This is a genomic window from Lysinibacillus sp. NPDC093197 (assembly GCF_044754025.1).
Classification (GTDB): Bacteria; Bacillota; Bacilli; order Bacillales_A; family Planococcaceae; genus Lysinibacillus.
This window is the reverse complement of the sequence record NZ_JBIVOH010000005.1, coordinates 95,216-121,711: the sequence shown is the minus strand read 5'-3', so window position 1 is coordinate 121,711 and position 26,496 is coordinate 95,216. Positions and strand designations below refer to the sequence as shown.

The 26,496-nt window shown below is 38.7% G+C and carries 26 protein-coding genes; 22 read left to right on the top strand and 4 right to left on the bottom strand.

Annotated features, from left to right (window positions below; genetic code table 11):
- The first annotated feature begins 2 nt into the window (after positions 1 to 2).
- From nusA to ACIP9G_RS14545, 15 genes are all read left to right on the top strand, one after another.
- Entirely contained in the window at positions 3 to 1,136 is a 1,134-nt protein-coding gene (nusA, locus tag ACIP9G_RS14615) for a transcription termination factor NusA (RefSeq protein ID WP_340825803.1), read from the top strand.
- 207 nt (positions 1,137 to 1,343) lie between these two features.
- On the top strand, positions 1,344 to 1,622 hold the full coding sequence (gene rnpM, locus ACIP9G_RS14610; RefSeq protein ID WP_340825801.1) for an RNase P modulator RnpM: 279 nt from the start codon (positions 1,344 to 1,346) through the stop codon (positions 1,620 to 1,622).
- Complete coding sequence (locus ACIP9G_RS14605; protein ID WP_173477724.1) at positions 1,619 to 1,927, top strand: YlxQ family RNA-binding protein; 309 nt, start codon at positions 1,619 to 1,621, stop codon at positions 1,925 to 1,927. The genes rnpM and ACIP9G_RS14605 overlap by 4 nt, the downstream gene beginning before the upstream one ends.
- A 14-nt stretch (positions 1,928 to 1,941) precedes the next feature.
- Positions 1,942 to 4,233: a translation initiation factor IF-2 gene (infB, locus tag ACIP9G_RS14600; protein WP_401020348.1), complete on the top strand. Its 2,292-nt coding sequence runs from the start codon at positions 1,942 to 1,944 to the stop codon at positions 4,231 to 4,233.
- Positions 4,233 to 4,511, top strand: a complete 279-nt coding sequence (locus ACIP9G_RS14595) for a DUF503 domain-containing protein (RefSeq protein WP_340825798.1) — start codon at positions 4,233 to 4,235, stop codon at positions 4,509 to 4,511. The genes infB and ACIP9G_RS14595 overlap by 1 nt, the downstream gene beginning before the upstream one ends.
- A 113-nt stretch (positions 4,512 to 4,624) precedes the next feature.
- Positions 4,625 to 4,966 (top strand): 30S ribosome-binding factor RbfA, encoded by a 342-nt coding sequence (gene rbfA / locus ACIP9G_RS14590; protein WP_024361990.1) that lies wholly within the window; start codon positions 4,625 to 4,627, stop codon positions 4,964 to 4,966.
- 79 nt (positions 4,967 to 5,045) lie between these two features.
- The gene (gene truB, locus ACIP9G_RS14585; protein ID WP_401020345.1) at positions 5,046 to 5,957 is read left to right on the top strand and encodes a tRNA pseudouridine(55) synthase TruB; all 912 of its coding nucleotides are present in this window, start codon (positions 5,046 to 5,048) and stop codon (positions 5,955 to 5,957) included.
- 13 nt (positions 5,958 to 5,970) lie between these two features.
- Entirely contained in the window at positions 5,971 to 6,921 is a 951-nt protein-coding gene (ribF, locus tag ACIP9G_RS14580) for a riboflavin biosynthesis protein RibF (RefSeq protein ID WP_340825793.1), read from the top strand.
- A 267-nt stretch (positions 6,922 to 7,188) separates the two neighbouring features.
- Positions 7,189 to 7,458 carry a 30S ribosomal protein S15 gene (rpsO, locus tag ACIP9G_RS14575; RefSeq protein ID WP_008178982.1) on the top strand — a complete coding sequence of 90 codons (270 nt, stop codon included), beginning with the start codon at positions 7,189 to 7,191 and terminating at the stop codon, positions 7,456 to 7,458.
- Between the two features lie 385 nt (positions 7,459 to 7,843).
- Positions 7,844 to 9,958 carry a polyribonucleotide nucleotidyltransferase gene (gene pnp / locus ACIP9G_RS14570; protein WP_340825791.1) on the top strand — a complete coding sequence of 705 codons (2,115 nt, stop codon included), beginning with the start codon at positions 7,844 to 7,846 and terminating at the stop codon, positions 9,956 to 9,958.
- 71 nt (positions 9,959 to 10,029) lie between these two features.
- Positions 10,030 to 11,253, top strand: coding sequence for a M16 family metallopeptidase (locus ACIP9G_RS14565; RefSeq protein WP_401020341.1), 1,224 nt, complete (start codon positions 10,030 to 10,032; stop codon positions 11,251 to 11,253).
- 669 nt (positions 11,254 to 11,922) lie between these two features.
- Positions 11,923 to 12,915 carry an ABC transporter substrate-binding protein gene (locus tag ACIP9G_RS14560; RefSeq protein WP_401020339.1) on the top strand — a complete coding sequence of 331 codons (993 nt, stop codon included), beginning with the start codon at positions 11,923 to 11,925 and terminating at the stop codon, positions 12,913 to 12,915.
- Between the two features lie 15 nt (positions 12,916 to 12,930).
- On the top strand, positions 12,931 to 13,923 hold the full coding sequence (locus ACIP9G_RS14555) for a FecCD family ABC transporter permease (RefSeq protein ID WP_340825787.1): 993 nt from the start codon (positions 12,931 to 12,933) through the stop codon (positions 13,921 to 13,923).
- Complete coding sequence (locus ACIP9G_RS14550) at positions 13,924 to 14,706, top strand: ABC transporter ATP-binding protein (RefSeq protein WP_401020336.1); 783 nt, start codon at positions 13,924 to 13,926, stop codon at positions 14,704 to 14,706.
- A gap of 11 nt (positions 14,707 to 14,717) precedes the next feature.
- Positions 14,718 to 15,212: a HugZ family pyridoxamine 5'-phosphate oxidase gene (locus ACIP9G_RS14545; RefSeq protein ID WP_340825784.1), complete on the top strand. Its 495-nt coding sequence runs from the start codon at positions 14,718 to 14,720 to the stop codon at positions 15,210 to 15,212.
- Positions 15,213 to 15,393: 181 nt separating this feature from the next.
- Here the strand turns inward: ACIP9G_RS14545 and ACIP9G_RS14540 are convergent, their stop codons facing one another.
- From ACIP9G_RS14540 to ACIP9G_RS14525, 4 genes are read right to left on the bottom strand one after another with little or no spacing between them, the layout of a single operon-like run.
- The gene (locus ACIP9G_RS14540) at positions 15,394 to 16,008 is read right to left on the bottom strand and encodes an ABC-2 transporter permease (RefSeq protein WP_401020333.1); all 615 of its coding nucleotides are present in this window, start codon (positions 16,006 to 16,008) and stop codon (positions 15,394 to 15,396) included.
- A gap of 19 nt (positions 16,009 to 16,027) precedes the next feature.
- Entirely contained in the window at positions 16,028 to 16,654 is a 627-nt protein-coding gene (locus ACIP9G_RS14535) for an ABC-2 transporter permease (RefSeq protein ID WP_401020331.1), read from the bottom strand.
- Positions 16,651 to 17,499 (bottom strand): ABC transporter ATP-binding protein, encoded by an 849-nt coding sequence (locus ACIP9G_RS14530; protein WP_401020328.1) that lies wholly within the window; start codon positions 17,497 to 17,499, stop codon positions 16,651 to 16,653. The genes ACIP9G_RS14535 and ACIP9G_RS14530 overlap by 4 nt, the downstream gene beginning before the upstream one ends.
- The gene (locus ACIP9G_RS14525) at positions 17,500 to 17,877 is read right to left on the bottom strand and encodes a GntR family transcriptional regulator (protein WP_401020326.1); all 378 of its coding nucleotides are present in this window, start codon (positions 17,875 to 17,877) and stop codon (positions 17,500 to 17,502) included. It lies immediately after the preceding gene.
- Between the two features lie 150 nt (positions 17,878 to 18,027).
- On the opposite strand from ACIP9G_RS14525, the gene ACIP9G_RS14520 reads away from it, so the two are divergent.
- The 7 genes from ACIP9G_RS14520 (at position 18,028) to ACIP9G_RS14490 (ending at position 26,348) form a co-directional block, all read left to right on the top strand.
- Positions 18,028 to 18,291, top strand: coding sequence for a YlmC/YmxH family sporulation protein (locus ACIP9G_RS14520; RefSeq protein WP_173477709.1), 264 nt, complete (start codon positions 18,028 to 18,030; stop codon positions 18,289 to 18,291).
- A gap of 9 nt (positions 18,292 to 18,300) precedes the next feature.
- Complete coding sequence (locus tag ACIP9G_RS14515) at positions 18,301 to 19,080, top strand: dipicolinate synthase (protein ID WP_401009434.1); 780 nt, start codon at positions 18,301 to 18,303, stop codon at positions 19,078 to 19,080.
- Positions 19,074 to 19,664 (top strand): dipicolinate synthase subunit B, encoded by a 591-nt coding sequence (locus ACIP9G_RS14510; RefSeq protein ID WP_340825777.1) that lies wholly within the window; start codon positions 19,074 to 19,076, stop codon positions 19,662 to 19,664. Before ACIP9G_RS14515 ends, ACIP9G_RS14510 begins: the two co-directional genes overlap by 7 nt.
- A gap of 82 nt (positions 19,665 to 19,746) precedes the next feature.
- Positions 19,747 to 20,784 (top strand): aspartate-semialdehyde dehydrogenase, encoded by a 1,038-nt coding sequence (locus ACIP9G_RS14505; protein ID WP_401020324.1) that lies wholly within the window; start codon positions 19,747 to 19,749, stop codon positions 20,782 to 20,784.
- Between the two features lie 13 nt (positions 20,785 to 20,797).
- Positions 20,798 to 21,697 (top strand): 4-hydroxy-tetrahydrodipicolinate synthase, encoded by a 900-nt coding sequence (gene dapA / locus ACIP9G_RS14500; RefSeq protein WP_340825775.1) that lies wholly within the window; start codon positions 20,798 to 20,800, stop codon positions 21,695 to 21,697.
- A gap of 370 nt (positions 21,698 to 22,067) precedes the next feature.
- Positions 22,068 to 23,735: a ribonuclease J gene (locus ACIP9G_RS14495; RefSeq protein ID WP_340825774.1), complete on the top strand. Its 1,668-nt coding sequence runs from the start codon at positions 22,068 to 22,070 to the stop codon at positions 23,733 to 23,735.
- Positions 23,736 to 24,053: 318 nt separating this feature from the next.
- Positions 24,054 to 26,348: an FtsK/SpoIIIE family DNA translocase gene (locus ACIP9G_RS14490; protein WP_401020321.1), complete on the top strand. Its 2,295-nt coding sequence runs from the start codon at positions 24,054 to 24,056 to the stop codon at positions 26,346 to 26,348.
- Positions 26,349 to 26,496: the final 148 nt, after the last annotated feature.

The following is a 26,496-nucleotide window of genomic DNA, read 5'->3' as shown; positions in this document are numbered from 1 at the left end:
AAATGAGTAGTGATTTGTTAGATGCGCTAACGGCGCTGGAAGAACAAAAAGGAATTTCAAGAGATGTGTTAATCGAAGCGATTGAGGCTGCATTAGTAACAGCTTACAAGCGCAACTTTAACCAAGCTCAGAATGTTCGAGTAGACTTAAATTTAGACAAAGGCTCAATTCGTGTGTTTTCACGTAAAGATGTTGTTGAAGAAGTTGACGATGATCGTTTACAAATTGCAATAGAAGATGCAAAGGCTATCAATCCTGCTTATCAATTAGAAGATATTGTTGAGCAAGAAGTAACACCTCGTAATTTTGGCCGTATTGCTGCACAAACAGCGAAGCAAGTCGTTACACAACGTGTACGTGAAGCAGAACGCGGTTTAATTTATGAACAATACGTAGATCGAGAAGATGATATTGTAACTGGTGTTGTTGAGCGTTTGGATGCACGTAACATTTACGTAGGTCTTGGGAAAGTAGAAGCAGCATTACCACAAAACGAACAAATCCAAGGCGAAACATACAATCCACATGATCGTATTAAAGTCTATATTACTAAAGTTGAACGTACGACACGTGGTCCACAAGTAATCGTATCACGCACACACCCAGGCTTATTACGTCGTTTGTTTGAAATGGAAGTGCCAGAAATTTATGAGGGCATTGTAGAAATCAAATCAATTGCTCGTGAAGCAGGGGACCGTTCTAAAATTTCTGTTCATGCACATAATGAAGAAGTTGATCCTGTTGGCTCATGTGTAGGTGCAAAAGGGGCTCGTGTACAAACAATTGTTAATGAATTAAACGGTGAGAAAATTGATATCGTTGAATGGTCAGAAGACCCTGTTGTATTCGTAGCAAATGCACTAAGCCCATCAAAAGTATTAGATGTGCAAGTAAATGAAGAAGAAAAATCAACAACGGTTGTAGTTCCAGATTACCAATTATCTTTAGCAATCGGTAAACGTGGTCAAAATGCGCGTTTAGCTGCGAAATTAACTGGCTGGAAAATTGATATTAAAAGTGAAACAGATGCACGTGAGTTAGGTATTTATCCATCTGCAACAAGCACGTTCGTACCTGCTGAAGATAGCGACTTCGAAGCAGCTGCAGTTGACTTATATCAAGACGACGAAGAATAAGTAAGAAAGCCCGTGTGACTGGTCACCTGGCTTTATTCAGTGGGCGTTCCCAGGCCGACTGAATAAAGCCAGAAACTGTGGCAAAGGTCCTGGATTTTGAGAGGCGTGATTGTACTCCACAATGTTCAAATCACAAAATTCCACCTTGCCGTATTGGTTATGGCTAGTCCACCTCTTACGAAGCTTCAGAGAGGAAAGGTGATTCTTATGGCGATTAATAAAAAAGTACCACTTCGAAAATGTGTAGCTACTGGAGAAATGCTACCAAAAAAAGAAATGATTCGTGTTGTTCGCTCAAAAGAGGGCGAGGTAAGCGTTGATGTTTCAGGGAAAAAACCTGGACGGGGCGCCTATGTTTCAAAGTCTGAACAGGCGGTTGACATCGCGCGTAAGAAAAATGTATTAGGGCACCAACTTGAAGCGAAAATTCCTGAAGAGATTTATGAAGAGCTACTATTGCTCATTCGTCGGGAGGCTATTTTATGACCAATCAAGCAGTGTTTAATTTGCTTGGTATAGCGGCTAGAGCCCGAAAAGTTATTTCAGGTGAAGAGTTAGTAGTAAAGGAAGTCCGCAATGGTAATGCTAAGCTTGTATTGTTAGCAAACGATGCTTCTAAAAACTCTAATAAAAAAATTCAAGATAAATGCACTTATTACAACGTTGAGTATCATGTAATTGGCGATCGTTATGATCTAGGACATGCTACAGGTAAGGAAGCCCGAGTGGCTTTAGCTATTACCGATAAAGGTTTTGCAAGTAAATTGTCTAGTCTACTCAACGAAAAATAATCGGGGGTGAGCAGATGACCAAAATCAGAGTTCATGAATATGCCAAACAAGTGAATAAATCGAGTAAAGAGGTTATTGAAGCGCTAAGTAAACTAAATGTGAGTGTAACAAACCATATGTCAATGTTGGAGAACGACACAGTGGTAAAGTTAAACCAATCATTTAAAGCACCAACAGATAAAAGAGACGCAAAACAGCCTACTCAAAATGTAACACAACGATCTCAAGCGAATGGACAACAAAAACCACAGCAATCGGTGAAAAAGCAAGATGGACAAAAGCAGCAGTCTGCTACTTCTAAGCCGAAAGCGAATAATTACAATCAACAAACGCAACAAAACTCAAATTCGTCTAACGAAAAATCTAAGAATACTAAAGGTAATCAAAATCGAAATATGACACAAAATAATAATAATAACAATAATAATAATAATAATCGTAGAGGCGGCGGTGGATACAACCAACGTCCAAAACCAGGAATTCACGGCGGTAAACGCCGTCATCCAAAAACGCATCAACCAACAATACCAATGAAACAAAAAGAATTACCAGAAAAAATTACATTTGTTGAATCACTTTCTGTAGCTGAATTAGCTAAAAAATTATACCGTGAGCCATCTGAAATCATTAAAAAATTATTTATGCTTGGTGTTATGGCTACAATTAACCAAGAATTAGATAAGGATGCAATCGAGTTAATTTGTGCAGACTACGGTGTAGAAGTTGAAGAAGAAATCCGTGTGGATATTACGGATTTAGAAACGCACTTCGAAACAGAGGAAGTTAATGAAGCTGAATTATCAGAACGACCTCCTGTAGTAACAATTATGGGTCACGTTGACCATGGTAAAACAACGTTACTAGACTCAATTCGTCATACTAAAGTAACTGCTGGAGAAGCTGGTGGTATTACACAACATATTGGTGCATACCAAGTAACTGAAGGCGACAAAAAAATTACGTTCCTTGATACACCTGGACACGCGGCATTCACAACAATGCGTGCGCGTGGTGCGAAAGTAACAGACTTAACAATTTTAGTAGTAGCGGCAGACGATGGTGTAATGCCTCAAACAGTTGAAGCGATTAACCATGCCAAAGCTGCAGAAGTGCCAATTATTGTTGCTGTTAACAAAATGGATAAACCATCAGCAAACCCTGATCGTGTGATGCAAGAATTAACTGAGCATGGTCTTGTACCTGAAGCTTGGGGTGGCGAAACGATTTTCGTTCCTATTTCAGCATTAAAAGGTGAAGGTATTGACACATTGTTAGAAATGGTCTTACTTGTTGCCGAAGTTGGAGAGTTAAAAGCAAATTCAGATCGTTTAGCACTTGGTACTGTAATTGAAGCACAACTTGATAAAGGTCGTGGTTCTGTTGCAACACTATTAGTACAAGACGGTACATTAAAGGTCGGAGATCCTATCGTAGTTGGTCACGCTTATGGCCGTGTACGTGCTATGGTCAACGATAAAGGTCGTCGTGTGAAAGAAGCAGGCCCATCAACGCCAGTAGAAATTACAGGATTAAACGATGTGCCACAAGCTGGTGACCGCTTCGTTGTATTCGAAGACGAAAAAACAGCTCGTCAAGTTGGGGAAACTCGTGCAATGACAGCTATTCAAGCACAACGTTCTGAAAAACAACGTGTAACGCTTGATAACTTATTCGAACAAATGAGCCAAGGCGAAATGAAAGAGTTAAACTTAATCGTTAAAGCTGACGTTCAAGGTACTGTAGAAGCTATGGCTGCTTCACTAATGAAGATTGATGTCGAAGGCGTAAATGTGAAAATTATCCACACAGGCGCTGGCGCAATTACAGAATCAGATATTTCTCTTGCAGCAGCATCGAATGCAATCGTTATCGGTTTCAACGTACGACCTGATATTAATGCAAAACGTGCAGCGGAAGAAGAAGGCGTAGATATTCGTCTACACCGTGTTATTTATAAAGTAATCGAAGAAATCGAGCAAGCGATGAAAGGTATGCTAGATCCAGAATTTGAAGAAAAAATTATTGGTCAAGCGGAAGTTCGTCAAACAATTAAAGTATCAAAAGTAGGTACGATTGCTGGTTCTTACGTTACAGAAGGTAAAGTAACACGCGATTCAGGCGTACGTGTCATCCGTGACAACGTCGTGATTTTCGAAGGCGAATTAGATACATTAAAACGTTTCAAAGACGAAGTAAAAGAAGTTGCAAGAGGATACGAATGTGGTATAACGATTACAAACTTCAATGACATTAAAGAAGGCGACATCATTGAAGCCTACATTATGGAAGAAATTAAACGTGCATAATGATTGTATACGTTGAGGTAGAATTTATCGTTCAAACTGCCCATTCGTTAAAGGAAAAGCGCGCTGTTTTACAGCGTATGATTACTCGCACAAAACAGAAGTTTAATGTATCCATTGCAGAAATTGACCATCAAGATGTATGGCAACGTACGAAATTAGCGCTTGTTGCTGTTTCTTCCTCGAAAGAAGCAGCAGAGCGTGAAATCAATCATGCTCTACATTATTTAGAGTCAAATCCGTCTTGGGAACAGCTTAATGTGTGGCGAGACTATTTATAAGTAGTAAGGATATTTGCGATAGTTGCAGGAAGGCTGATGTGGCGTATGAACATGCGCCATCATCATTCGCCTGTAGCGTAAATATTTGAACATCGAAATTGAGGTGACTAATTATGTCTCTACGCTCAAACCGTGTTGCTGAGCAAATGAAAAAAGAGCTTGGTGATATTATTGGCCGTAAAATTAAAGATCCGCGTGTTGGCTTCGTTACTGTTACTGGTGTAGATGTAACAGGTGATTTACAACAAGCAACAATTTATATTACATCTTTAGGCAATGAACGGGAACGTGAAGAAACGCTAAAAGCTTTAGTAAAAGCAGCTGGCTTTATCCGTTCAGAAATCGGTTCTCGTATCCGTTTACGTCGAACACCAGAGTTAATCTTTGAATTCGATTCATCGATTGAATATGGGAACCGTATTGATTCATTGCTACGTGGTTTACACAAAGAATAAGCACAACAGTAAAAGTCTGCCACATGCATCTTCATGCAGGCAGACTTTTTTTATGCAATTTTGTTTAAGGGGGATTTTTATGAATGGTATTTTACCGCTGTGGAAAGAACGTGGCATGACAAGTCATGATTGCGTCTTTAAATTACGAAAAATATTGCGTACAAAAAAAGTAGGCCATACGGGCACATTAGATCCAGGAGTGGAAGGTGTTCTTCCAATTTGTATCGGACAGGCAACCCGCATTGCAGAATATTTAACAGATGCAGGTAAGACTTATGAGGCAGTGATTTCAATTGGGCGAACAACGACAACTGAAGATGCCGAAGGAGAAACAGTAGCAGAAGATAACACAAATAAGTCGTTTACACGTGCGGAGCTGCTCGATGTATTAGCTTCCTTAACTGGTATCATTAATCAAACGCCACCGATGTTTTCAGCTGTAAAAGTAAATGGCAAACGTTTATATGAATATGCTCGTAAAGGTGAGACTGTTGAAAGACCAACAAGACAGGTTACAATTTATGCATTAGAGTTACTTGATGAGAAGGAAACTTACGAAGGGCATGAAATTACATTCCCTGTAAGGATCTCATGTAGCAAAGGTACGTATATTCGTACACTTGCTGTACAAATAGGCGAAGCACTTGGATATCCTGCACATATGCATGAGCTTGTGCGAACTGCATCAGGTACATTTACGCAAGATAATTGCTTTACACTGGCACAAGTTGCAGAATTAATGGAAAATGAACAAATCAATACATGCATACTTCCTGTAGAATATGCATTATCAGACTATCCATATATTGAAATAACTGCCGCTAATGAAAAAGAAATTTTCAATGGACAAGTGCTTCCAGCAGATGCATTATTAAAGGTGCATGATAAAATTGTGTTTGGAATCAAAGGAAAAGCATTTGCGGTTTATCAAGCCCATCCGACTAAGGAAGGGTACATGAAACCACATAAAATGTTTCCGACGATAGAGTAGGAGGATTTTTTGTATGGAGGTCATTCATTTAAAATACCCACACCAATTACAGCAACGAGAAAGCATACAGCCTTACTCATTGGCAATTGGCTTTTTTGATGGTGTACATATTGGACATCAGGCGGTTATTGCTGCTGCTAAGCAAGAGGCGGACAAGCGACAAATTTCAACTGCCGTAATGACATTTGATCCGCATCCATCTTTAGTGCTAGGCGGACGAAATGAAAAAGTATTTTATATTACATTATTACAGCAGAAATTGCAGCTGTTTGAAGAACAAGGTGTAGATACTGTATTTGTTGTACATTTTACATCGGACTTTGCAAAGCTGTCACCTGCTGCTTTTATTGATACATTTATTCGAGGATTAAACATTCAACACGTCACAGCAGGCTTTGATTTTTCGTTTGGTGCATTTGGTAAAGGCACAATGGAAGATATGCGTGCATTAAGTAATGGGGAATATGGTGTAACAGTTGTCGATAAGAAAACCGATGCGCTTGAGAAAATTAGCTCAACGCGTATTCGTAAGTTATTGCAGGAGGGGGATATGGAGGCAGCAAGAATGCTTCTAGGGCGACCTTTTGACATAAAAGGTATTGTTGTGCATGGCGATAAGCGCGGACGTACGATAGGCTTCCCTACTGCCAATGTTCAAGCATTAGAGGGCACATACATCCCAGCAAGTGGTGTGTATGCTGTTCGTCTACTTGTGCAAAATAATTGGTATGATGGCGTATGTAATGTAGGCTATAAACCAACATTTAAAGATCCCAATGACAAGCAACTGTCTATCGAGGTTCATATTTTAAACTTCGAGAAAAACATCTATGGCGAGGAAGTGCATGTTGCTTGGTATAAACGTATTCGAAGCGAGCGTAAATTCGACGGAATCGAAGCGTTAAAAACACAAATAGAAAAAGATAAGCAAGAGGCTATTCACTTTTTTAACGTAATCGAGTAGACGTTGTCAAAATGCATGCAGGGTAAATGGTATTAAATAGGATAGAATTACTCCCTCTTACAGTACTGTTTCGCTTACTCAGCACTATTTGCTTGAGGTCTGTAATGCTTGGACGTTTGCCACAACAACGTTATTACTTGCTTGACCCATTATTTTATGGTAACATTCATAAGTGCATAAAGTGCTTAACCTTAGCTCGGTATACCGATGACTCCAACGTTTACTGTGCTAATGGGGATTAAACAATTATTTAGGAGGTCAATACAAATGGCTATTACAAAAGAACGTAAAAACGAAATTATCGCTGAGTACCGTACTCACGAAAGTGACACTGGTTCTCCAGAAGTACAAGTTGCAGTTTTAACAGCTGAAATCAACGCTTTAAACACTCACTTACGTACACACAAAAAAGATTTCCACTCTGAGCGTGGTCTTCTAAAAATGGTAGGTCGTCGTCGTCACTTACTTAAATATCTTCGTGAAACTGACGTTCAACGTTACCGTGAACTAATCAATCGTTTAGGCTTACGTCGCTAATTGACAATCGAAAAGCGGGATTATTCCCGCTTTTTCTTTATGTTTATAAAACTTTCTAGCTATTCTTAAGTATTTACCAAGATTGATACTTGCAAATGGAAAGCGAATGACTAAGTGCAATTTAACAAAATAATCTTTATACGTAGGCTACTATAAACATGAATAGCAAAAAATAGCCAAATAAAATCAAAATATAAGCACAAAAGCAAGTAAAAACGCCATTAATACCAAATTAAGAAATAAATCCTAAATAAATTGGCAATAACTGAATTTAAATGTATGATTATTTCATGAAATATTTAGCATAGAACAAGCATTTTTGGTACACTTACTATTAGTACATACAGACGAGTAAGTGTTTTTATAATAGAGAGGGGTTCATTGAATGAACGAAAAGAAAGTCTATTCCTACGAATGGGCTGGCCGTCCACTTGTAATTGAAGTAGGACAGTTAGCTAAACAAGCAAATGGAGCAGCATTAGTACGCTATGGTGATACTTCTGTACTTGCAACAGCAACAATGTCAAAATCACCAAAACCACTAGATTTCTTCCCATTAACAGTAAACTACGAAGAACGTTTATATGCAGCGGGTAAAATTCCTGGAGGCTTTATTAAACGTGAAGGGCGTCCATCTGAAAAAGCGATTTTAGCAAGCCGCTTAATTGACCGTCCAATTCGTCCAATGTTCCCAGATGGTTTCCGTAATGAAGTACAAGTAATTTCAATGGTTATGTCTAATGATCCTGATTGCACGTCTGAAATGGCAGCAATGGTAGGTTCATCATTAGCATTAGCAATTTCTGATATTCCATTCGACGGTCCTATTGCTGGTGTACAGGTTGGTTATATTGACGGTGAATTCATCGTGAACCCAACAGTGGAGCAATCAAATATCTCAACAGTACATTTATCTGTCGCTGGTAACAAAGATGCTATTAACATGGTTGAAGCAGGTGCTTTAGAAGTACCTGAAGAGATAATGCTAGAAGCAATTATGTTCGGTCATGAAGAAATTAAAAAAATAATTGCTTTCCAAGAGCAAATTATTGCTGAAGTAGGGAAAGAGAAATTACCTGTAACATTGTTTGAAATTGATGAAGCTATTCAAGCTGATATTAAAGCAGCATGTGAAACGGAAATGCATGATGCGATTCAAACTGCTGAAAAACATGCACGTGATGAAGCTATTAAAGCTGTGAAAGACCGTATTGTCGCTTCTTATGAAGAACAAGAAGCTGATGACACAACAATGAAACAAGTTCATACAATTTTAGATAAAATGGTGAAAGACGAAGTTCGTCGCCAAATTACAGAAGATAAAATCCGTCCAGATGGTCGTAAACTTGATGAAATTCGCCCACTTTCTTCAGAAACAGGGCTATTACAACGTACGCATGGTTCGGCATTATTTACACGTGGACAAACTCAAGCACTTTCAATTTGTACTTTAGGTGCACTTGGCGATGTACAAATTATCGACGGCTTAGGTGTAGAAGAATCAAAACGCTTTATGCATCACTACAATTTCCCTCAATTCTCTGTAGGGGAAACTGGTCCAATTCGTGGTCCAGGTCGTCGTGAAATCGGTCACGGTGCTTTAGGTGAGCGTGCACTCGAAGCAGTAATTCCTGATGAATCTGTATTCCCATACACAATCCGTTGTGTATCAGAAGTACTTGAATCAAACGGCTCAACATCACAAGCTTCAATCTGTGCTTCTACTTTAGCTATGATGGATGCTGGTGTTCCGTTAAAAGCACCTGTTGCTGGTATTGCGATGGGACTTATTAAAAAAGGTGAGCATTACTCAATTTTAACGGATATCCAAGGTATGGAAGATCATCTTGGTGATATGGACTTTAAAGTAGCTGGTACAGCTAAAGGTGTAACAGCGCTTCAAATGGATATTAAAATTGACGGTTTATCACGCAATATTTTAGAAGAAGCATTAACACAAGCTAAAATTGGCCGTATGCATATTTTAGAATCAATGCTTGCAACACTTGCACAGCCACGTGAGAAATTATCTACTTATGCACCGAAAATTGTTATCGTGCGTATCAATCCAGATAAAATCCGCGATGTAATTGGACCAGGTGGTAAACAAATCAACAAAATTATTGAAGAAACAGGCGTAAAAATTGATACAGAGCAAGACGGTACAATTTACATCTCTTCAGCAGATGAAGAAATGAACGCACGTGCAAAACAAATTATTGAAGATATCGTACGTGAAGCAAAAGTTGGCGAATACTACTTATCAACTGTAAAACGTATCGAAAAATTCGGTGCTTTCTGTGAGATCTTCCCAGGCAAAGATGGCTTATTACACATCTCTGAAATTCAAGAAGAACGTACAAAGCAAGTAGAAGATGTGTTAAAACTAGGCGATCAATTACTTGTGAAAGTTATTGAAATCGACAAGCAAGGTCGTGTAAACTTATCTCGTAAAGTAGTTATTCAAGAGGAAAAAGAACGCGCAGAACAAGATAAATAATTTTATAAAAAAAGGCTGCGTATGATGCGCAGCCTTTTTCAAATAAAACGGTTGTAAAAGGAGGAAATTATTTGGTACAAGTACATACATGTCAAAACGGTGTGCGTATTGTGTCTGAGCAAATTGATCATGTAAGATCCGTTGCTCTTGGCATTTTTGTCAATGCTGGTTCTCGCTATGAACTTCCAGAGGAGAATGGGATTACGCACTTTATCGAACATATGCTTTTTAAAGGGACAAAAACGCGAACTGCTCGCCAAATAGCAGAGGAGTTCGACCGAATTGGCGGAGAACTAAATGCTTTTACTTCAAAGGAAAACACATGCTATTATGCGAAAGTTTTAGATCATCATGCAGAGCTTGCCATAACAATCCTTGCAGATATGTTCTTTAATTCGACATTTTCGGAAGAAGAATTAGAAAAGGAACGTCAAGTAGTACTAGAGGAAATATTAATGAGTGAAGATGCTCATGATGACGATGTTCATGAAAAGCTTTGGGAAGTAATGTATCCAAATGATGCACTAGGACGCCCAATTTTAGGGACTGCTGCTACATTAAAAACATTTACTGCAGATGTGATTCGACAATATATGGCAAAACATTATGGACCAGAATCAATTGTAATTTCTGTGGCAGGAAATATTTCTTCCTCACTATTAACAACGATTGAAAATTTGTTCGGACATTACGAGGCTTCACCACTTGCTGTTGTACCTGTCCTGACAAACCCACAGTTCCATCCAGGAGAAATTACGAAAACGCGTGATACGGAACAGGCGCATTTAGCACTTTCTTATCCGGCAATCGGTGTCAAAGATCCAGATATGTATAGCTTTATTGCTTTAAATAATATTATTGGTGGAAACATGAGCTCCCGTCTATTCCAAGAGGTACGAGAAGAGCGCGGCTTAGCATATTCAATTTTCTCCTATCAATCATGCTATGCAGATGTTGGAGCATTTACGATTTACGGCAGTGCAAGTCGCCAGCAACTTTCGCAATTGCAACATACGATCGATGCTACATTACTTGATATTGTAGCGGGAGGCGTAACGGAGGAAGAGCTAGATAATGCTAAGGAACAGCTAAAAGGAAGCTTTGTACTTGGTCTTGAAAGTACGGGTGCACGTATGAATCGTAATGGTACAAGTGAATTAGTTCATCGAAGACATCGTTCAGTAGATGAAGTATTAGCGTCAATTGATGCTGTAACAATGGAATCAGTTGACCGACTCATTGCTAAAATATTAAAAGCAGAGCCTGCGATTTCAATTATCGGACCTGAAGCATAAAAAGAGCCTAAAACGAGGTCACAAAAATTTCATATTTTATTGCGAGGCATCCAACGGTTCGATTGTTGGATGCCTCGCTTTAGTGTGTAGACAAAGTTATAGATTTACACTACTGCAGTCGATTTCCGCTCGGGCTGTTTTGCAGGAGTATCGTATCTCCTACTGCTAGTGCCAGGCACTCAAACAATTTGTATGATTTATTAAGAAAAAATCCACGTAGACTTCTGCTCAGAACGAACGCAATAAAAGACACAACAGACCGTGGGACAGCGAGGGTTGGGGCTTACACGGTGCCAGCGGAAAGCGAAGTGGATTTCCCTGATTTAGGAAACGATAGTATGCTGAGTGCCAGGCACCCAAACAATTAGGCACCCAAACAATTTTTTTGCTAGACAGACTTTCTGCGGAAAAGCGTCTACTCGGAGCGAATCACCTTTATTTAATTCTTTGTTTCCAGTTTCGAGCGAGGTATTCAACGATTCAATCGTTAAATGCCTCGCTTTTTTATTTAGTTATTGGTTCACATGCTACAACTTGAAGAAGCAATATAAGCTATGCATATTTTTCAATTGGAAAAGATATTATCAATTAGACGTTGCTATTATCAATGAACTCTGATATTATGAATGACATTGAATATCATTATCAGTTAGTAGGGAGATAGAAAATATGAAAAAGTGGGTTTGGGTTAGTCTTTTAGTAATAGTATGTGCATTAGCAGGATGTGCAAAGCAAGAAGAAAAAGGTGTAGAAAATGAAGCAGATAAACCAGAACAACAAGAAGTAGCAACAGATGAAAAAGAAGATGCATCAGAAGCATTAGAAGACGGCGTAGATGAAGAAGCATTTCAAAAAGCTTTAGCAAGTTTCCCGACAGAGGTGCCTGACAAAATCGTCACTACATCTGTCCCGTTAACAGAGATGCTTAACCTATTAGGAATTACACCAGTGGGAGTTCCAACATCGACAAATCCACTTCCTAAAGATTTTGAGGCAATTACGAAAATTGGCTCACCGATGGCACCGGATTTAGAAGTCATTTCAAGTTTACAAACAGGTTTAATTATTGGGGCATCAGCTCTTCAAAGCTCGTTGGATCAAGCACTAACAGGGATGAATATTCCAACAGCATATTTACCAACAGAGTCATATGATGATTTAAAATTAAGTTTCAAAGTACTTGGTACATACTTTGGAAAAGAAGATAAAATGAATGAAGTGCTACAAAGTATTGTAGCGAAAGAAAATGAACTAGAAACACAGGGGAAAGGCAAGGAACTTCCATCTGTAATGCTAGTGATTGGTACATCTGATTCATTCATGGTTATGAACGAAAAATCATATTTAGGTAGTTTAGTTGAACGTTTAGGTGCAGATAATATTGCACAATCCGTGTTAAAAGCAGAATCAACATATTCACCAATGAACTTAGAAGATATTGTAGTAGCTGATCCTGATATGATTTTCGTATTAGCTTCAGGTGATCATGGAGCGAATGAAGATAAATTTAAGCAAGAAATTGAGAAAAACAGTGCATGGACGCAATTGTCAGCTTATAAAAATGACAAAATCTATATGCTTGATTATAGTACATTTGGTGTGACTTCCATTGCCAATGTAGAAACAGCACTTACAACAATTGCAGATTATTTCTACAAGTAAGAATGAGGTTTAACTATGATTAGTACAACGAGAAGTCGCATAATCGTAATCGTTACCTTTGTGCTGACATTAATAGCAGCGATTGTTGCCATTGGACTTGGAAGTGTCCATATTACAATTCCAGAAATACTATCAACGATATTAAATGGCCGGACAAATGAAGGTGTGTATACAACGATAATTTGGGATATTCGACTGCCACGTGTGTTACTAGCATTGATTATTGGCGCAAATATTGCAATTTCAGGTGCGCTATTGCAGGCGGTGATGGGAAATCCATTAGCTGACCCAGGATTGACAGGTGTAACAAGTGGTGCTGCTGCCTTTGTGTTAATTATTATGTTAGCGAATCCGGAATTCACAAGCTACATTCCGATAGCAGCATTTGTTGGGGGCTTGCTTGCGGCAACAATTGTTTACGCATTAGCTTGGCGCCGTTCAGGTATTTCACCAATTACCATTATTTTGTCAGGTGTTGCTGTCAATGCATTAGGTGGGGGCATCATTGGTTTCCTATCCATCATGTATAGTGATCGTCTGCCGTCTGCCGTGCAATGGTTAAATGGTAGCCTTGCTGCGAAGGGAAATGCTTCGCTACATATGATTTATCCGTACGCGATTATCGGTTGGATTGTATCAATCTTTGCTATCCGAAAGGCGAATATTATCCGCTTAGGAGACCAAGTTGCAGTGAACCTCGGCGAAAATGTAACACGTATTCGTATTATGTTATCAATTTTAGCTGTATTTTTAGCGGCTATCTCAGTAGCGGCAATTGGTATGATTGGTTTTGTCGGCTTAATCGTTCCACATATGGCGCGCATGCTTGTAGGCTCAGACTATAAGTACATGCTTCCGATGAGTATGGCGATGGGCGCTATAGTATTACTTATAGCAGATACAGGTGGTCGGACATTATTTGCGCCACTAGATATTCCAGCAGGGATTATTATGGCTGTTATTGGTGGACCCTATTTCTTATATTTAATGCGAAAGAAGGCGTTTTAATTGTTAAAAATTGAACAGCTATCTGTCCGTTATGAGCAAAAAGAAGTTGTCCATAATTTTTCATTTGATGTCAACAAAGGAGAGGTACTATCCATTATCGGGCCGAATGGCTCTGGAAAGTCTACTATACTAAAGGCCATTGCACGTATGCAGCCTTACAGTGGTGGGACAATTACCTTCGATGGCGAAAATATACGTCGACTTTCGTCTAAAGAAATTGCACAGAAAATGTGTATACTTAGTCAGCGAAATCAAGCACCAGCAGATATTTCAGTTCGAAATTTAGTCGCTTATGGTCGCTATCCACATAAAAAATGGTTTGAACGTTTAAATGCAGAAGATGAAGAAATCATTGATTGGGCATTAGAGAGAACGCAGTTAATGCATTATCGAGATCAACCAATTGCGGCGTTATCTGGTGGAGAATCGCAACGCGCATGGATTGCGATGGCATTGACACAACGACCACAAATTTTATTATTGGATGAGCCTACGACTTATTTAGATATTGCCCATCAACATGAAGTACTGGAATTAGTACGAGAGCTTAATCGTGAAATGGGGATGACCGTTGTTATGGTACTCCATGATCTAAATCAAGCATCTAGTTATAGCGACCAAATTGTCGTTGTAAAGGATGGATACCGAGCACAAATTGGTACGCCTGAAGATGTGATGACAGAAGAAATGATTCAGCAAATTTATCGGATGGAAGCGGAAATTCAATATGTATCATGGGATTCCGCTCCACGAATTCAATTAAAAAGTACTGTGAAGGCATAGGAGGAATTAGGATGCAAAAAGAAATTAACATGGACCAAATTAAACAGGATTATGAAGCGTTTATACAAGGTAAAAAAAGTTGTGTTCTTAGTCTTGTAGATGCAGAAGGTAAGCCGTTCAGCAGTACTACACCATTTGTGCGACTAAACGGGAAATTTTATGTTTATATTAGTCGGATTGCTGAGCATTTTAAACTAATGGAGCAGTCTCAATTTGTAGATTTAATATGTGTAGCAGACGAGGCAGTAACAGCTAACCCGTTTGCGACAGAGCGTGCACGTTGGCAATGTACACCAACTTTATTAGGTAATGAAGGCTATGAGGAAGTGTTTGCATTATTCGATGAAGTGCATAATGCGAAAATGATGCAATTATTGCGCACACTTGATTTTTCACTATTTGAGCTAACACCTTTAGAAGGTCGTTACGTTGTCGGTTTCGGTAAAGCGTTTGATATTGATGTAACTACTGACACTTTAAAACATGTAGTAATTGATAAAAAATAGAATAAACGTGAGCGTTTGATTTTCGCTCCGACTGGGCGCTTAAGCAACGCCCCGCGGAAAGCGAGCAACCCGCTACGGAAATTAGCCTTCACCTTTACAAAGCAAGCCCCACCGTGGTTTATTTCACGGTGGGGCTTGTCCTATTTATGAATATTATTGGTCAGTCGGATTGTTGTTAGCATTAATAGATCTCTTTAGCTCTATACAGCACATGGCATTTTCGAAAAACGAAAATACTGATGATTACGCTAATTACTGTTGGTATTAAAATGACTGACAAATTGACAGCTACCATTGATAAATAATAGTGGATTGGAAAATTAACGGAAAAAATAAGTAATACATAAACGATCATTCTAAAGGAACGCATCCCTTTAGTCTCCTCTATATGATGTGTATAAAATTGCGTACAAACAAGCAAAATAGCACAGCTAATATTTGCGAAATAAATAGCGAAATGCTCGAAGCTATTGCTATGTTCGTAAAACGGTGAAAAATAAATAGGGGCAGATGTGATAAACAGTAGTGCAATTAAGCCGTAACAATAAAGATAATCCGCTTGTAACTGCATCTTTTTCGTTAAAGGAAGACTATTAACAAACAGTTCCCACTTCGCTTTATGATCTTGCGTATACATGCTTTCGACTATCGTCGCAGAAAAAATTAACGCAAATATGACGATAGAAGAGGCACTGAAAAAATGTAAGTTCATGAAAGTAATGGACAAACTAATTATAAGCAACAAAAGTATATACCATTTTTGCATGGACAATCTATGCCATAATAAAGCTTTCATAGTGCATGCAACCTCCCTCCTAAAATTCCTTACGTTTATAGATTGCTGTTGAAATAAGAGAAGATAACCATAAAATAAAAAGTCCGATAAAAGGTGCGAGATAGCTCAAATGTTGTAGTTTAGAAATAACTAGCAAAATATTCGCAAAGTACTCATCTAACAAACCGATAATCAAGCCTGGAATAAAGCATAGGAAAATAAGAACGAATCTCCCTTTTATAGAGCCGAATTTTATATAGATTGGTAATATTAAAGCAAGCATACATAATGCTACCGCAATAATAAGGTTAAATGTAAGGAAATAATTAGCTGTTTCCCAATTGTTGGTGAAGTGATTAATTATAAAAACAATAGGTAACGCAATAATCAATGCGATAAACATTAGAAAAAGGCTGAGCATGTATTTGCTAAGGACAATTTCGCTCTTTGAAATGGGTAAAGTATTGGCATATTTATCAAAATCACATAGTTCATCATAAGTAAGAGCAGTGACTGCTTGAATAATTAGGATAAATAAAATAAAGGGAAAAATAAAATATCCTTGCCCAAACTCAATGGATATAAAAAGAATGGGAAAAAGAAAAAGCACTTTTGTCTTTAATTGCCGTTGAATGGTCATTAAATCTTTTACTAGAAGAGCAGTCATAATTGAACACTACCTTTCACGTAAAATAGCATGATATCCTCAATCGTAGGCCTTTCAACGATAAATGCTTCACTTATTTCATTCTTTAGAACAAGTACCTCAAGCCCGAAAGCGCCATTACGTTTGCGGATAATGGCTTGCTCTGGTAAATCGCTTACTTCCTCTTTATTCCCTTTGAAAATACCGTAGTCATACAGTAAGACATCCTTGCTTTCACTAAATAAAATTTCACCATTATGAATAAATGTAATATAGTCAGCTATCTTTTCTAAATCACTCGTTATATGTGATGAAAATAAAATGCTATGTGTCTCATCCTGCATAAAATCTAAAAACAAGTCGAGAATTTCATCACGTATAATTGGATCTAGTCCACTTGTCGGTTCATCTAAAATCAATAATTTTGGATGATGCGATAACGCTAATGCAATTGATAGCTTCATCCTCATTCCTCGAGATAATTCTTTTACCTTTTTTCGCTCAGGTACTTTAAATTGTGCCAATCGCTCAAAATAATAGGTAGAATCCCATGTTTTAAATACCTTTTTCATAAATTTGTCGAGCTGCGTCGCATTAAGCGTTTCGGGTACATGCAGCTCGTCGAAAACGACACCGATGTCGTTTTTTATCGCAAGCTCATGTTCGACAATATCTTTGCCGAATAGCAATATTTCGCCATATTCTTTTTTCAATAAATTGAGCATGCATTTAATAGTAGTTGATTTGCCTGCACCGTTCTCACCAACAAAGCCCATAACAGTTCCTTGTGGTACTGAAAAACTAATATCTTTTAATGAAAAGCCTTCAAAGATTTTGTGTAAATCATGAATTTCTATGGAATTCATTTAGTTGTCCTCCTCTACAATTAACGAAAGTAAGTCTCCTAATTCCTCTTTTGAAAGACCTGCAGTTTTGGCTGTCCTTACGGCTTTTTGCAGATGCTCCTCTACTTGACGCAATAATTCCTCACGGAGAAAGTCTTGGTTGCGTTCAGTGACAAAGCTACCCTTGCCAGCTACGGTTTCAATAAAGCCATCTCGCTCTAAATCTGCATAAGCTCGTTTTGTTGTCATTACGCTAATTTTGAGATCCTTTGCGAGTGCACGAATAGAGGGGAGTGCATCGCCAGCCTGTAATTTATTTGCTAAAATTGCCTCTTTTAGCTGTACAGTAATTTGCTCGTAAATTGGTTTATCACTCGCATTGCTTAAATGGATATGCACAAATTTTCACCTCTCATGTTTAATAAACTGTATATACACACTATACACAGTTCAGCCTAAAGTTGCAACATTGAAGTACTTTCAATATGGGGCACGATTTGCAAAAACTCGGCATATATTGGGTTAACGGCTCAAGGAGGGAGATGAGGCATGCTATTATCTGAAATGGTGGATAAAGAGTTAATTCAGGTTGAAGGTGGTGTACATTTTGGCATACTGGCACACACAGAATGCCTATTAGATGTGCAGACAGGTAAGATACATGGATTTGAGATTATTAAAGAAAAATTACCATTCCAAAAGAAGAAAGTGAAAGTTAGTGAAATGATTCCATGGCATGAAATTATATTAATTGGGGAAGATCGTATTTTATTTAACAAAACAACGACGGTACAGTCCGAATTTTTACAGTGAGGTGAGCTTTTGGAAAACGAAAAATGGCTGGTGATCGGCGAGGACTCAAGGTTAAAAGAATTAGCAACGATGCTGCGAAGCCCTTCACGTACAGTATTCTATAAAAGAACTTCAGTTTGGAATGAGGAGTTAAATAAACTTGTTTTAGAGTTCCAGCCCAATAAAATTATTCTACCTATACTTCCATTGAAGATAGAAGTAGAACAATTATATGGCATATCACAAGTTAAGTTTTATACTGGGCGATTGACAATGCATTGGAAGCAGTTGCTAGAAAAAAATGAAACTAATTGCTATTTACAGCAAGAGTCTTTTATTTGGCAAAATGCGAGGTTGACAGCGGAGGGATTTATCGCCACGTTCTACGGACTCGAGCAGAAATGTATTTACGGACAAAACTTTACAATCGCAGGCTTTGGACGCATCGCCAAAATGCTCGCTTCTTTACTCGTAAAGATGGGTGCTAACGTGCATATTGTTGCGCGTTCAGTGGTACAAGTGAGTGAAGCGAAAGCATATGGCTATAAAGCGTCTGATTTAGATGATCGAAAATGGTCGATACATGATGGGATTTTCATCAATACGATTCCTGCCAAATGGATTACAGAATCGTTTCAGGACCATGTGCCTGCTGTGCTATATGATTTAGCTTCAGAGCCAGGCTGTTTAGATATTGATGCTGACCAGTTACAGACATATGTACTATTGCCATCATTACCTGGGAAATACTTTGCACATGATGCGGCAGAAATTTTGTGCAAGGCAATAGAGGAGGAAGAAAATTGCTGACGGGTAAACGAATTGGTTTAGGCATTACGGCTTCACATTGCACGTATGAGGATGTTGTACCCAAAATTCAAAACTTTATTAATGCAGGGGCTACAGTTATCCCGATTATTACCCACTCTGTATTACACGCTGCTACACGTTTCGGTACAGGAGAAGAATGGATTGCAAAAATAGAGGAATTGACAGGACAAAAAGTGATTTCTTCTATAAAAGAAGCAGAACCATTTGGACCTTCCAATCCATTGGATGCAATGGTTATAGCTCCAATGACCGGTAATAGTATTAGTAAATTTGCCAATGCAGCGACAGATAGCCCTGTGCTGATGGCGGCAAAGGCAACATTGCGAAACGGTTCACCTGTCGTGCTAGGCATTTCCACAAATGATGCACTTGGCCTAAACGGCATGAATATTATGAAACTGCTCAATTCAAAAAACATCTACTTTATTCCATTCGGTCAAGATTCACCCCACGGAAAACCGAATTCATTAATTGCTGATTTTAATCAAATGGTCGAGACGGTTGATGCAGCAATTACGCAGAAAACGCAATTACAACCACTGTTGATACAATATTTCAAATAAATCATTAATTGCACACAATTTTCAGTATTTTTATGATACAATAGCACACATTATGGAACTTGTATTCAAGGAGAGATGACAGATGACTAAGCAGTTAACAGTTGCAGTTGTAGGGGCAACAGGAGCAGTAGGTTCAAAAATGATGGAGCAACTAATTAAACGAAAATTTCCAATCGGACATATTAAATTTTTAGCTTCTGCACGTTCTGCAGGAAAACCAATCGAATTTAATGGTAAGACATATACAATTGAAGAAGCGACACCAGAAGCTTTTGAAGGCGTCAATGTCGCTTTATTCTCTGCGGGTGGTTCTGTATCGGCAGTGCTTGCGCCTGAAGCGGCAAAACGCGGGGCGGTAGTTATTGACAATACGAGCCATTTCCGTATGGATCCAGAGGTACCGTTAGTTGTACCTGAAGTGAATCGCGGCGATCTTGCTAAACATAAAGGGATTATCGCAAATCCAAACTGCTCTACAATTCAAATGGTTGCAGCACTTGAACCAATCCGTGCAACATTTGGCTTAACGAAGGTATTAGTATCAACATACCAAGCAGTTTCTGGTGCAGGTATTTCAGCAATTGAAGAATTAAAAGCACAAAGCGCAAACTGGGATGCAGGTAAAGATGTAGAAGCGAATATTTTACCAAGTGGTGGCGACAAACGTCATTTCCCAATTGCTCGTAATGTCATTCCACAAATCGATAAATTTACAGACAATGGCTTTACATACGAAGAAATGAAAATGATTAATGAAACGAAGAAAATTATGCATGCACCAGAGCTAAAAGTAGCTGCTACTTGCGTACGTGTACCTGTCGTTTCAGGACATTCTGAATCTGTTTATATAGAAGTAGAAAAAGATACGACAGTTGAGGGGATTTTCGAAGTATTACGTCATGCACCTGGAATTGTATTACAAGATGATATCGCAACACAAACTTACCCAATGCCAATTTACGCAGAAGGGGAAGATGCTACTTTTGTAGGACGTATCCGTCAAGACTTAGACAATAAAAAGGGATTCCATCTCTGGATCGTATCAGATAATTTATTAAAAGGCGCTGCATTGAACTCTATCCAAATTGCAGAAGCAATGCTTGAGGATAACTTACTATAAGAGGGGTGTAAGGATGAATTTAGGTCGAATTGGAACGGCAATGATAACGCCGTTTAAGGAAGATGGTACGATTAATTATCCGGAATTAGAACGTATTATTAATTACTTAATAGATAATGGCACTGATTGCATTGTTGCATGTGGCACAACCTCTGAAAACCCAACTATGACCACAGAAGAAAAAATTGAAGTAGTAAGATTTACAGTAGAGAAAGTGGCAGGCCGTGTACCAGTTATTGCGGGTACAGGGGATAACGAAACGGCTTATTCTATCGCCATGACGCATAAGGCTGAAGAAAATGGTGCAGATGGTATTATGTTAGTAGCACCTTATTATAATAAGCCAAACCAACGAGGTATTTACGCGCACTTTGAAACTATTGCAAAAGAAACTAGGCTGCCTGTAATGCTTTATAATGTACCTGGACGTACAGGTGTGAACGTGGCATATGAGACGTCTGTTGATTTAAGTAAAATTCCTAATATCTCTTGGATTAAAGAGGCGAGCGGGAATTTAGATCAAATGGGCGATATTATTGAAAACGTTGAAGCTGTTGATAATTTCTTTGTATATAGTGGAGATGACGGCTTAACATTACCGTTGCTTGCAATAGGGGGCGCGGGAGTAATTTCAGTTGCGTCGCATGTCGTTGGAAATGATATGCAGTTAATGATCCGAATGTTTGAAGAAGGAAATCACAAGCAAGCTGCGAAAATTCACAGAGCATTATTACCATTAGTACGTGCATTGTTTGCCCAACCGAATCCTTCACCAGTAAAATACGCAATGACTAAATTAGGATTTGATACATTAAATGTTCGTCTACCAATGGTAGAAATGACGGATGAAGAGAAAGCAAACTTTGATTTAGTATGGGAAACATACCAAGAAAAAGCGAAAAGCTTTAGATAGTGATAGATGATACTATAGACAAACTCAGCAATACGAGTTTGTCTATAGTTTTTTTAACATTGTGGTGCCAGGCACTCAAACAATTTCTCTGCGATTTGCTGAGGTGTCAGGCACTCAAACAATTTAATGATAAGCTAAGTAAAAATCCACGAAGACTCCGGCGGGACTAGCCCACAACGTAAGTCGCAACAAACCGCGCGCACGCGAGGGTAGCGGCTTACACTGTGCCCGCGGAAAGCGGAGTGGATTTTTACGCCATAGGGGTTAAAATAATCGCATTACCTATATTTTTAATTTGTGCAAAAGCTTTGCAAACCGTATAATGAAAATAAGTGGTTGCTGTTCGGGATATTTTTTAGGAGGAAACAAATTGACAAAAAAGAAAAATGAACTAATTCGCATCATTCCACTAGGTGGCGTGGGCGAAATCGGAAAAGCAATGTGCGTAGTAGAAATTGACGAAGAGCTATTTGTAGTAGATAGCGGTTTAATGTTCCCAGAAGACGAGATGCTGGGCATTGACATCGTAATTCCTGATATTACGTATTTAGAAGAAAACAAAGAGCGTGTTAAGGGGATTTTCTTAACACATGGTCACGAGGATGCTATTGGTTCAATCGCTTATATTTTACAAAAAGTGAAGGCACCAGTGTACGGATCAAAATTAACTATTGCGCTCGCAAAAGAACATTTAAAAGAATTACCTGCACCACATCAGGTGAAATTCTTTGAAGTAACAAATCGGAGCCGTATGAATTTCAACTCTACGTATGTGACATTCTTCCATACAACACATAGTATTCCCGATTCATTAGGAGTTGTGTTCCATACTTCTGAAGGGGCGATTGTTCATACAGGGGAGTTTAAATTCGATCAGTCTGCGACAGGTAAGTTCAAGCCAGATTTAGCAAAAATGGCGCAATTAGGTGAAGAAGGCGTATTTATTTTACTTTCTGAGTCTTGTGAAGCAGAGCGACCAGGTTATACGACATCTGAAATTGTGATTGAGGAACAACTATCAAAAACTTTCCATTCAGCACCAGGTCGTATTTTAGTAGCTGTATACGCATCTAACTTCATTCGTATTCAACAAGTATTAACACAAGCTCAAAAATCATTCCGTAAAGTGGCGATTGTAGGGAAACCTCTAGAAAAAGCTGTTGATCTAGGTGTACAGTTAGGTTATTTAACGGTTGAAGAAGATACTATTATTCCTATCTCTGATATGCAAAAATATCAAGAAGAAGAAATTATTATTATCGCAACAGGTAATAGAGGCGAACCGCTAGACGCGCTGGAAAAAATCGTTCGTAAACATCACCGAGATATTAAGATTAAACAAAATGATACAGTACTCATTACGTTTACTCCGTCTCCAGGTATGGAAGTACAAATGGCTAACACAATGAACTCCATTGCAAAAGCAGGAGCTGAAATTTTGACATCGAGCAAAAATGTCCATGTTTCAGGGCACGGCAGCCAAGAGGATTTAAAGCTAATGCTGAATTTAATGCAGCCGAAATACTTTATCCCTGTTCAAGGTGAATATCGTATGCTTATTGCTCACTCTAAACTAGCTCAACAGTTGGGTATGCAAAAATCACAAATTTTCATCGCCGATAAAGGTGATATAGTAGAATATAAAAACGGTAAAATGCGTATGAGCGGTCGAGTACAAGCCGGCAATGTATTAATTGACGGTATTGGTGTAGGCGATGTTGGAAACATTGTTTTACGTGATCGTAAATTACTATCTCAGGATGGTATATTCATTGTTGTTGTCACATTAAACCGAGCACAAAAGAAAATCGCATCAGGTCCCGAAATCTTATCGCGTGGTTTTGTCTATGTACGTGAATCAGAGCAACTGATGGTGGAAGCATCTGAAATTGCGAAAACCGTCATTGAAAAATACGTTGGAAAAGATACATTTGAATGGACAAACATTAAACAAGAGATTCGAGATACATTGAATACTTATTTATTCCAAAAAACGAAGCGCCGCCCAATGATTATCCCAATCATTATGGAATATTAAAATTTTAAACGACTATTTTACGCACGTTGCTACTAGTGACATTTACGTAGCGCGTAGCGTTGCCGATTGAATTTTCAAAAGGTTTGCTGAATGTCTTATAAAAAAATGCGACATTGCTTAAGCAAGCAACCTTTGAAAAATGGACTTGCCCTATAAGCGAGAGTTGTATTTTAGAGCAAGGTAAGGGAAAGTAGCGAAAGAAGAAAGGATTTTCTAGCCGATAAAAAACGGTGGAAAATCCTTTTTTTGAAATAATCGGGTTCTACATGATATTATTCGCTACATATATAGAATGGATTGCAAAAGAAGGTGAAAAAGATGGCAAGTAGTAAAAGAAGAAAAACAACAAAAGCAAAACCAACATCTGACAAAAAAGAAATGCATCCACTCATGTACGAAATTTTAGGGCTCATCTTAATCGCAATTGCGGTCATTATGATTTTTGAATATGGCATGATTGGACGTATTTTACAAACAATTGCCATGTTTCTTTTAGGAAATTTACATTTTGCAGTGCCATTTATGCTGATATTTGTTGCATTGCTATTAATGATTGGGCAGAAAAAAGTAAGCATGAAAGACCGACTTATTTTAGGAATGCTTTTAATTGTGATGAGCTTGACTATTTTTAGTCATGGGATTTTATTTGAGCAATTATCAAAATCAGGTGGCTTATTATCTGAATCGGTTCTTAGAGAGTCGTGGCGAATCTTAATTAATTCGGAAGGTGTGGTTCATCGCAGTGATGCACTTGGCGGTGGGATGGTAGGTGCTTTGTTATTTAGTGGCCTTCACGTATTATTTGAAGCGACAGGTGCGAAAGTGGTTGCTTGGGTTATTTTCTTTATCGGTTTAATTTTAGTGACGGGCAAGGCACTCGTTCCGTATTTAGCTGAAAAAATGCCTGTGCTTTTTGGGAAATGGCAAAAAAAACAGCGAGAAAAGAAAAAAAATGCGCCAAAGAAAGCAAAAAGTCGTCGTTCAAGAGCAGAAAGTACTGCGGACGAAGTTGCAGCTGTTGATCACGCCCATGAAGTACATGAGGAAGAGGAAGTTTCTCATGAGCCAATTATCTCAGCCTTTACACAAAATGTATCACATGAACGTGAAGAACCACTGCCAATCGCTGAGCACGTAGAAATTGAAGAAGGAGAGCTTATTGATGACGTCCACATTGGAAGTGCAGATGCTGTAGAAAATGCAGATTATCAACTTCCCTCATTCAATCTTTTGCAAATGCCTCCACAGCACGACCAAAGTGGTGAATATTCCGTAATTCAGGCAAATGCGAAAAAGTTAGAGCAAACTTTGCAAAGTTTCGGGGTAAAGGCTAAAGTGACGCAAGTCCATTTAGGGCCTGCTGTTACGAAATATGAAATACTGCCAGATATCGGCGTAAAAGTAAGTAAAATTGTTAACCTTCAGGATGACCTAGCTTTAGCACTTGCAGCGAAGGATATTCGTATGGAGGCACCGATTCCTGGTAAATCGGCAATTGGTATTGAAGTTCCTAATAGCGAGGTAGCAATCGTGACATTGCGAGAAGTGCTAGAATCAAAAGATGGAGCGAAGCCAGATTCGTTGTTACAAGTAGCACTAGGCCGTGATATTACTGGACAAGCCGTGTTAGCAGAGCTTAATAAAATGCCGCACTTACTTGTAGCGGGTTCAACAGGCAGCGGGAAAAGTGTGTGTATAAATGGCATTGTGGTATCCATACTAATGCGAACAAAGCCACATGAAGTTAAGCTCATGATGATTGACCCGAAAATGGTGGAATTGAATGTCTATAATGGAATTCCTCATCTTTTAGCACCAGTTGTAACCGATGCTCGAAAAGCGTCACAAGCACTTAAAAAGGTAGTATCGGAAATGGAACGACGCTATGATTTATTTTCACATACGGGCACTCGAAATATTGAAGGCTACAATGGTCATGTACAAAAAGTAAATGAGCAAACAGAGGAAAAGCATCCGAAGTTGCCGTATATTGTAGTGATTGTCGATGAGTTAGCAGATTTAATGATGGTAGCCTCCAATGACGTCGAGGATTCCATTACGCGTTTGGCGCAGATGGCTCGTGCGGCGGGTATCCATTTAATATTAGCGACTCAAAGACCAAGTGTAGACGTTTTAACGGGTGTTATTAAGGCAAATATCCCTTCACGAATTGCATTTGCAGTATCATCAGCTATTGATTCGAGAACGATTTTAGATATGGGCGGGGCAGAGCGTTTGCTTGGCCGTGGCGATATGTTATTTTTACCTGCTGGTGCTTCTAAACCTAAACGAGTGCAAGGTGCTTTTTTATCTGATCAGGAAGTTGAAGCGGTTGTGAATTTTGTTATAGAACAACAAAAAGCACAGTACCAAGAAGAGATGATTCCGAGTGAAGAAGAGACAGTTTTAGAAGAAACGGATGAATTATTTGACGAGGCAGTCCAATTAGTTGTTAATATGCAGACAGCTTCGGTGTCCATGTTACAACGTCGTTTCCGTATTGGCTATTCTCGTGCTGCTCGCATAATCGATCAGATGGAACAACGCGGTATTGTAGGGCCTCCAGAGGGCAGTAAGCCTCGACAAGTGCTTATTCATCAGTATGATAATTGATTCCTTAAAAAGGAAAAACAATCATTTTTTTCAGTATTTATGTCCAAATGTTTGCGACAAAAAGAAGGAAAAAATGATTTCTATAATTGATTTTGCTTAAAATAGTTTATTTCATTCTGCAAAAATGTTATATTTATGAACGATTAGT

Bases quoted from the DNA above. Each gene is read 5' to 3' on its own strand.
- nusA (WP_340825803.1), top strand. From the start codon at position 3: ATGAGTAGTGATTTGTTAGATGCGCTAACGGCGCTGGAAGAACAAAAA.
- rnpM (WP_340825801.1), top strand. From the start codon at position 1,344: ATGGCGATTAATAAAAAAGTACCACTTCGAAAATGTGTAGCTACTGGA.
- ACIP9G_RS14605 (WP_173477724.1), top strand. From the start codon at position 1,619: ATGACCAATCAAGCAGTGTTTAATTTGCTTGGTATAGCGGCTAGAGCC.
- infB (WP_401020348.1), top strand. From the start codon at position 1,942: ATGACCAAAATCAGAGTTCATGAATATGCCAAACAAGTGAATAAATCG.
- ACIP9G_RS14595 (WP_340825798.1), top strand. From the start codon at position 4,233: ATGATTGTATACGTTGAGGTAGAATTTATCGTTCAAACTGCCCATTCG.
- rbfA (WP_024361990.1), top strand. From the start codon at position 4,625: ATGTCTCTACGCTCAAACCGTGTTGCTGAGCAAATGAAAAAAGAGCTT.
- truB (WP_401020345.1), top strand. From the start codon at position 5,046: ATGAATGGTATTTTACCGCTGTGGAAAGAACGTGGCATGACAAGTCAT.
- ribF (WP_340825793.1), top strand. From the start codon at position 5,971: ATGGAGGTCATTCATTTAAAATACCCACACCAATTACAGCAACGAGAA.
- rpsO (WP_008178982.1), top strand. From the start codon at position 7,189: ATGGCTATTACAAAAGAACGTAAAAACGAAATTATCGCTGAGTACCGT.
- pnp (WP_340825791.1), top strand. From the start codon at position 7,844: ATGAACGAAAAGAAAGTCTATTCCTACGAATGGGCTGGCCGTCCACTT.
- ACIP9G_RS14560 (WP_401020339.1), top strand. From the start codon at position 11,923: ATGAAAAAGTGGGTTTGGGTTAGTCTTTTAGTAATAGTATGTGCATTA.
- ACIP9G_RS14555 (WP_340825787.1), top strand. From the start codon at position 12,931: ATGATTAGTACAACGAGAAGTCGCATAATCGTAATCGTTACCTTTGTG.
- ACIP9G_RS14545 (WP_340825784.1), top strand. From the start codon at position 14,718: ATGCAAAAAGAAATTAACATGGACCAAATTAAACAGGATTATGAAGCG.
- ACIP9G_RS14540 (WP_401020333.1), bottom strand. From the start codon at position 16,008: ATGAAAGCTTTATTATGGCATAGATTGTCCATGCAAAAATGGTATATA.
- ACIP9G_RS14535 (WP_401020331.1), bottom strand. From the start codon at position 16,654: ATGACTGCTCTTCTAGTAAAAGATTTAATGACCATTCAACGGCAATTA.
- ACIP9G_RS14530 (WP_401020328.1), bottom strand. From the start codon at position 17,499: ATGAATTCCATAGAAATTCATGATTTACACAAAATCTTTGAAGGCTTT.
- ACIP9G_RS14520 (WP_173477709.1), top strand. From the start codon at position 18,028: ATGCTATTATCTGAAATGGTGGATAAAGAGTTAATTCAGGTTGAAGGT.
- ACIP9G_RS14505 (WP_401020324.1), top strand. From the start codon at position 19,747: ATGACTAAGCAGTTAACAGTTGCAGTTGTAGGGGCAACAGGAGCAGTA.
- dapA (WP_340825775.1), top strand. From the start codon at position 20,798: ATGAATTTAGGTCGAATTGGAACGGCAATGATAACGCCGTTTAAGGAA.
- ACIP9G_RS14490 (WP_401020321.1), top strand. From the start codon at position 24,054: ATGGCAAGTAGTAAAAGAAGAAAAACAACAAAAGCAAAACCAACATCT.